Genomic DNA, 6,060 nt, shown 5'->3' with positions numbered 1-6,060 from the left:
TCGGCGAGGTCTCGGTCCAGCACGGTGTGGATCAGACATGCGAAGATGCGGTCACGATATCGGTCGTAGAGCACGGCTACCGCTCCCGTGTCACTCAGTGCCTCCTTCAGGAGGTCCTGATCGGACTTGCCCTCCACCACGCTCACCCCCACCACGATTGACAGTATAGCTGGTTTACTGACCACAGTGCACTTGTTCATACCTCATGCGCGCTTAGACTGAGAAGTCAGGAGGCATCACAATGGCGACAGAGATGATCAGACTGCACATAGAGGAGACCGGCGAGGACGTCCTGTACCCGCGAGGGGTCCGTCTGGACTCGCTGGCAAAGGACTANNCATATCACACGTCACGCATCATGGCGGCACGCGTCAACAACGACATCCGTGAGCTGTTCAAGACGCTGAAGCACGACGCCACCGTCCGCTTCATCGACATGACGATGGAAGACGGCGCACGCATCTACCAGCGCGGTCTCGTATTCATCCTGTACGCTGCGGCACGTGACCTCTTTCCCGACCGGAGGCTCCGGGTCCTTCATTCGCTGGGGCAGGGGCTGTTCTGCGACTTCCGCGAGATGCGCGTGACCGACGACGAGATCGCCCAGATCAAGCAGCGCATGCACGAGCTCATCGACCAGGACCTGGAGTACCAGAAGCAGGAACTGTACAAGTGGGACGCCCTGCAGCTCCTGGAGAACCTGGGCATGCACGACAAAGCCGAGCTGCTGCGCTACCGCAGCAAGTCCACCGTCAACATCTACTACCTGGGCAAACACCCCAACTACTTCTACGGCTTCATGCCGCACAGCACCGGTGATACGCCGCTCTTTGACCTCATCCCCTATCGCACTGGTATGGTGCTCGTCTTCCCAGGCATCACCAGCCCCACAGCCCTGCCGGATTACGTGCCTCAGGCCAAGCTGGCCGACATCTTCGACGAGGCGGAGGAGTGGGGACGCATCATCCGCGTGGAAACGGCTGGAGACCTCAACGACGTCGTGGCCGGCGGCGGCACCCGCGAACTCATCATGGTGAGCGAGATGCTGCACGAGAAGAAGATCGCGCAGCTGGCCGACCGCGTTACGGCCTCAGGTGCTCACCTGGTGCTTATCGCGGGCCCGTCCTCATCCGGCAAGACGACGTTCAGCAAGCGGCTTGCCCTGCAGCTCAGAGTCAACGGCTTCGACCCTCACGCCATCTCGCTGGACGACTACTTCGTCGACCGGGACAAGACACCTCGGGACGCAGAGGGCCAACCCGACTTCGAGTGTCTGGAGTCGCTCAACACAGCGGGGTTCAACGACGACCTCAACCGTATCCTGGCTGGAGAGACTGTCACGCGGCCGAAGTACAGCTTCAAGACCGGGACCTCTTCCGAGGCCGGTGATACCATCGTTCCCAACGACCGCACCATCCTCGTCGTCGAGGGCATCCATGGCCTGAACCCACTGCTGACCTCCCAGATACCGGACACCGCCAAGTATCGCATCTATGTGTCGGCCCTCACCTTCCTCAACCTGGACGCCGACAATCGCATCCCGACGACGGACGTGCGTATCCTGCGACGCATGGTACGCGATCACAAGTTCCGCGGGTATTCGGCCCTGCAGACCCTGCAAATATGGCACTCTGTCCGCATGGGTGAGGAACAGCACATCTTCCCCTTCCAGGAAAACGCCGACGCCATGTTCAACTCGTCGCTCGTCTACGAGCTGGCCTTCCTCAAGAACTACGCCATGCAGCTGCTGCTGCAGATCGACAACACGGTGCCCGAGTACTCCGAGGCGCGCCGGCTGATCCGGTTCCTGGATTACTTCCTGCCGGTGATGGACATCGACGTCATCCCCAGCACATCCATCATTCGCGAGTTCATCGGCAACAGCTACTTCAACTACTAGGAATCCAACACTGAGCCGATTGCGTGGCGGCTCAGTGTTCATGTGCGGAGTGTGATCTTTGCCTATACCCAGACGATGGTAGCCTTCATTTGTCCCCACTTACCTAGTGCCACAATTCGAGACGAGTCTGTCCTTTCTGACCTGACACGTCATCGTACGGCGTACGCAACACGAGGAGTCCTTTCTCGACCGGCCAGATACCATCGACCAGCTTCGCATCACGTTCCCAGAGAGTAGCTCCGTCGGTCAGTCGCAACGCTCTGACCATGCCATTTGTCTGACTGACCACATAGAGAACATCGGGGGTAGTGGCCAACCGAAACGAATCGTTCCACTGAACGTCTCGTGCCTTCTGCGTGCTTTCATCGAAGTCATGCAATGTAACCCCGGGCAGTTGCTTCTCCCATACGCGATGCCCTGTGTCCACGTCCACTGCCACGATCTCCCCGGATCGTGTCGGCATGTACGCCGTCCTGCCCACAACCGCCATGCGAGCAGATTGGCCCGACGGAAGACTGTTTGCCGGCAGTTCCTGTTCCCACAGCATTGCACCCGTCGTGGCACTGAGAGCCATGGCATACAGGTTTTCCTCTCGGACCTGGTGACCATCCGGTCCTGACGAGACGGTCGTCACGTTGGTCTGGAATATCAACGTATCCCCTGCAAGCGCCAATGCGACGTACCCGCTTGTCATTGTAGACAGTACACTGCGACTCCAGAGAGCTTTGCCACTCCGAACATCCACCGCCTGGACAAGAGGCTCCTCTCTGCCATTTCGGGCTGCCGGACCGGCGAAGAATACGGTTTTGCCATCGCTGCATGTCGCCGTTGCGTATGCCAACAGAGCGTCCCACTGTTCGGGAATGGTCTTACCAAGGAATTTGCCAGACGTGGCATTCCACATCCCAATATATGTCTTCCCTCTCAGCTGAGGCAACGTCCAAGCTCCATATTTCAGCATGTCAGTTTCGGTCAACTCGGAAACGGGCAGGAACACCTTCCCTCCTGCTATTACTGGCATCGTGCCTGAGGCGACGCCTGCTGAGTGCCCGATGGGTTCGGTTTTCCACACGACACGGCCGGAAGCAGCCTCAAGACACCACAGCCGATCCTGCTGATCTCCCGGGTTGTCCAGGTTCATCTCACCCGCCACCACGTACACGAGGGCGCCGGCAACGACAATGGGGCCCTCCACTCCGTCACCCACCGTCGCATGCCACAACTGTGTTCCATCCGAGTTGAGAGCTGTCACTCCGGAGTCAGGAATGAAGATGGTGCCCGTAGCATCCTGCACGGGTGAACCATAGGGGAATGACGAGTTCCTCGGGTCAAAGATGTCGTCGTTCCCGGACCAGGCAAACAGTTTTGTGATGTCCGACGGCAGGGATGTCATCCCCGCAACAGCCCACAGCCCAGTAACTTCCCGGGTCGCCACGTCACCGACCTGTACGACCTGCTGGCCACCACTCGCAGGACTACCCGTGCAACCCCATGACGACACCAGCAGTCCTGTTGCGAGAGTGGCAGCAATCACGTTCAAAATATGGCGTTTCCAATACATGCGTACCTCCCTGGTGAGAGTGTCTCAGCGGGCCTGCGCGAAACGAACAGCGATCGGCTTGCTGAGCAACATCCACCGTACCACCTCACGGTTACGCCAGGGTTACGGAGTAGCTGAACGTGGCAGGAACAGGCAAAACACCGCACCTTGTCCGAGGTTGGGCTCCACAGCAATACTCCCCCCGAGAGCTTCCGCTGCCTTCGCGACGATGGCAAGGCCAAGTCCCACACCACCCGTGTCACGATTGCGGCTGACGTCTGCTCGCCAAAACCGATCGAACACGTGAGCAACTTGATCCGAAGAAAGCCCGGGGCCACTATCAGCCACCGTCAGTCTCGTCCTCCCATCAGGCAGCAGACATGCATCCAGGCGTACGGCGGATCCGGCAGGCGCGTACCGTACAGCGTTGCTCATGAGACCGTCCAACGCCAGCAACAACAGCTCCCTGTTCGTTGCGACGGTCAGATTTTCGCCGGTAGCTGTCAGCGTCACGCTGCGTGTCTTCAGTTCGGATTGGAAGCGAGCACGCAACTCATCGGCAACGTCGGAGGTCGTGACGTGATCTGTCGTCGAAGGCCGGACCTCGTCGAGCCGAGCCAACATAATGAACGAATTCGACAGGCTGGTTGCGCGCTGAGCCTGTCGCATCACAGCTTCCAGTCGCTCGCGCACCTCACCAGGCAGCTCCGATGACCCAAGGGCCACCTCCGCGTTCACACGGATAGACGCCAGTGGACCGCGGAGTTCATGACCAGCATCGGACGCAAACTGCTCCAGGTGTTCCACAGTACTCACGACAGGCTTCAAAGCAACGGTCGTCAGAAACCAAGTCGACGTCGCAACAATGACGGCTCCCGCAACCAATGCAATGATTGCCGACAGTCGCGCTCTGGCCGATTCAACGCGCGAGACGCTGGCAGGCACACCGAGGATGATGTCCCCCTCAGTTGTCGTCACCGTCATCATGAGCCATACGCCTGGTTCAACACCTTCCTTGTGAGGCTGTCGCAGGGTCTGCACAATCCCGGTCTTCCAGCGAATCGTGTCGGCAACGGCGGGCACGTTACCCCAGGCAACACTGGTTCCATCGCGTTGCCGAAGCAACACAAATCCGCCCGCCGTCAGGCAGTACGTCTCCTGAAGGTCCCGGCCTGCCGCGCTCGATTGAGCCAGGCTTGTCTGACCAGCAATCGCACGAACATCTGCGCTCAGTCGATCCTGTTCACGCACGAGGACGCGCGATGCCAACTCATCAGCTGCTCGCTGAGCCGCCATCTCGGGCATGAAGACCACGCTACTGGCAAGCACGAGGAATATAGCCGAAGTCAGCACCACCTGACGGAACGCCACGCGTCTCTGAGTGCGCTGCGCTCGGCGCCCAACTGCGCTTAGTTGGGGCGCTTCCAGTCGTGGGCGAGCGACCATGAGGACAGCCATAACGGCGCCAACAACCAGTAGCACCTGAATCCACGTTTGATATGGGTGCCCTGCTGCGAGGAACACGACAACACTAACCACCGTGACACCGCCAACGATAAGTGTCACTCCGTCAAACCGGCTATGTTTTCTGGTCAACGCTGACACGTGGGATGACGGACACCGCAGTAAGGATACCGTAACCCTTGCCGCGAATCGTCGTGATAATGGGTCGAGTAGCATTGTCGCCTATTTTCGCTCTGAGTCGGTGTATGTGGACCTTGAGTGTCTGTGCCCACAATGCAGAACGGTCATCCCACATATGCTGCTCCAGTTCTTCCTGTGGGACCATACGGCCAGCATTGCACAGAAGATACTCCAGCAATTGCTCTTCCTTGGACGTCAACGAAATTGTCACGCCGGCAACCGTGCACGAATGAGAAGACACATCGAGTTGCAGAGCCTCAACACACACGACACCAGGCAGTGATGGCGGTCCACGACGAAGCAGGGCGCGAATTCGTGCAAGAAGCTCTTCGAACGCGAATGGTTTAGCCAGGTAATCATCCGCACCAGAGTCGAATGCCTTCAGTCTGGCATCCACACCTTCAACCGCCGTCAAGACGAGCACGGGCGTCCGAACTCCTTCCCCGCGCAGACGCTCAAGGACAGTCATCCCAGACAGCATCGGAAGACATAGGTCAAGGATGATTACATCGTACCCTTGTTCAACGTGGACCTTTCCGATGGCGCTCTGACCGTCGAAGGCGATGTCTACTGCAAAGAGCTCACGGCGCAATCCAGCCGCGATCCCTTCCGCAAGGTCCTGCTCGTCCTCCACCACAAGTATGCGCATGCGCTCACCCCCTCAGCAGTTTCGAACATTATATTGCAGCACGTGTCATGTGACCAGTCTCGACCATTCTGCCGAACTGAAACGGAGCTCTATTATGCCCGACACAGGTTACGGGACGGTTACGTTTCCCGCCGGGACATGGTCTGATCGCCTGTCATCTCGTCCCGACCTCCCGATCTACCATGTCGCAACTCTGTGATAGTTCATCGACGCCAGAACCATGCTGGGGGGAGACACGCCCTGCTATTCCCTTCGACTGTGCGTATACTGAGTTGGATGGTATTCTGAATGAGAGGGGAAGACGATGCACACAGACCGAATCATGCG

At 58.6% G+C, this 6,060-nt stretch carries 5 protein-coding genes; 1 reads left to right on the top strand and 4 read right to left on the bottom strand.

Translation table 11 applies throughout. The annotated features are described in order from the left end of the window. Positions 1-200, bottom strand: a 200-nt coding sequence (locus SMC5_RS03690; RefSeq protein WP_133299156.1) for a hypothetical protein, incomplete at its 3' end; no start/stop codon positions are given. A gap of 41 nt (positions 201-241) precedes the next feature. Here SMC5_RS03690 and SMC5_RS03685 point away from each other — a divergent pair. Next, positions 242-1,900, top strand: a complete 1,659-nt coding sequence (locus SMC5_RS03685) for a nucleoside kinase (protein WP_119119644.1) — start codon at positions 242-244, stop codon at positions 1,898-1,900. A gap of 103 nt (positions 1,901-2,003) precedes the next feature. On the opposite strand, the gene SMC5_RS03680 is transcribed toward SMC5_RS03685, so the two are convergent. From SMC5_RS03680 to SMC5_RS03670, 3 genes are all read right to left on the bottom strand, one after another. Further along, positions 2,004-3,461, bottom strand: a complete 1,458-nt coding sequence (locus tag SMC5_RS03680; protein ID WP_119119643.1) for an outer membrane protein assembly factor BamB family protein — start codon at positions 3,459-3,461, stop codon at positions 2,004-2,006. Positions 3,462-3,563: 102 nt separating this feature from the next. Beyond that, entirely contained in the window at positions 3,564-5,036 is a 1,473-nt protein-coding gene (locus SMC5_RS03675; RefSeq protein ID WP_165846214.1) for a sensor histidine kinase, read from the bottom strand. Further along, complete coding sequence (locus tag SMC5_RS03670) at positions 5,020-5,733, bottom strand: response regulator transcription factor (protein WP_126854930.1); 714 nt, start codon at positions 5,731-5,733, stop codon at positions 5,020-5,022. Before SMC5_RS03670 ends, SMC5_RS03675 begins: the two co-directional genes overlap by 17 nt. Positions 5,734-6,060 lie beyond the last annotated feature (327 nt).

Origin of the sequence: Candidatus Cryosericum odellii (assembly GCF_003570935.1) — a bacterium.
Lineage (GTDB): Bacteria > Caldisericota > Caldisericia > Cryosericales > Cryosericaceae > Cryosericum > Cryosericum odellii.
Note: the sequence above shows the minus strand (reverse complement) of the source record. Positions and strands in the feature narration are given on the sequence as shown.

Bases quoted from the DNA above. Each gene is read 5' to 3' on its own strand.
- SMC5_RS03680 (WP_119119643.1), bottom strand. From the start codon at position 3,461: ATGTATTGGAAACGCCATATTTTGAACGTGATTGCTGCCACTCTCGCA.
- SMC5_RS03670 (WP_126854930.1), bottom strand. From the start codon at position 5,733: ATGCGCATACTTGTGGTGGAGGACGAGCAGGACCTTGCGGAAGGGATC.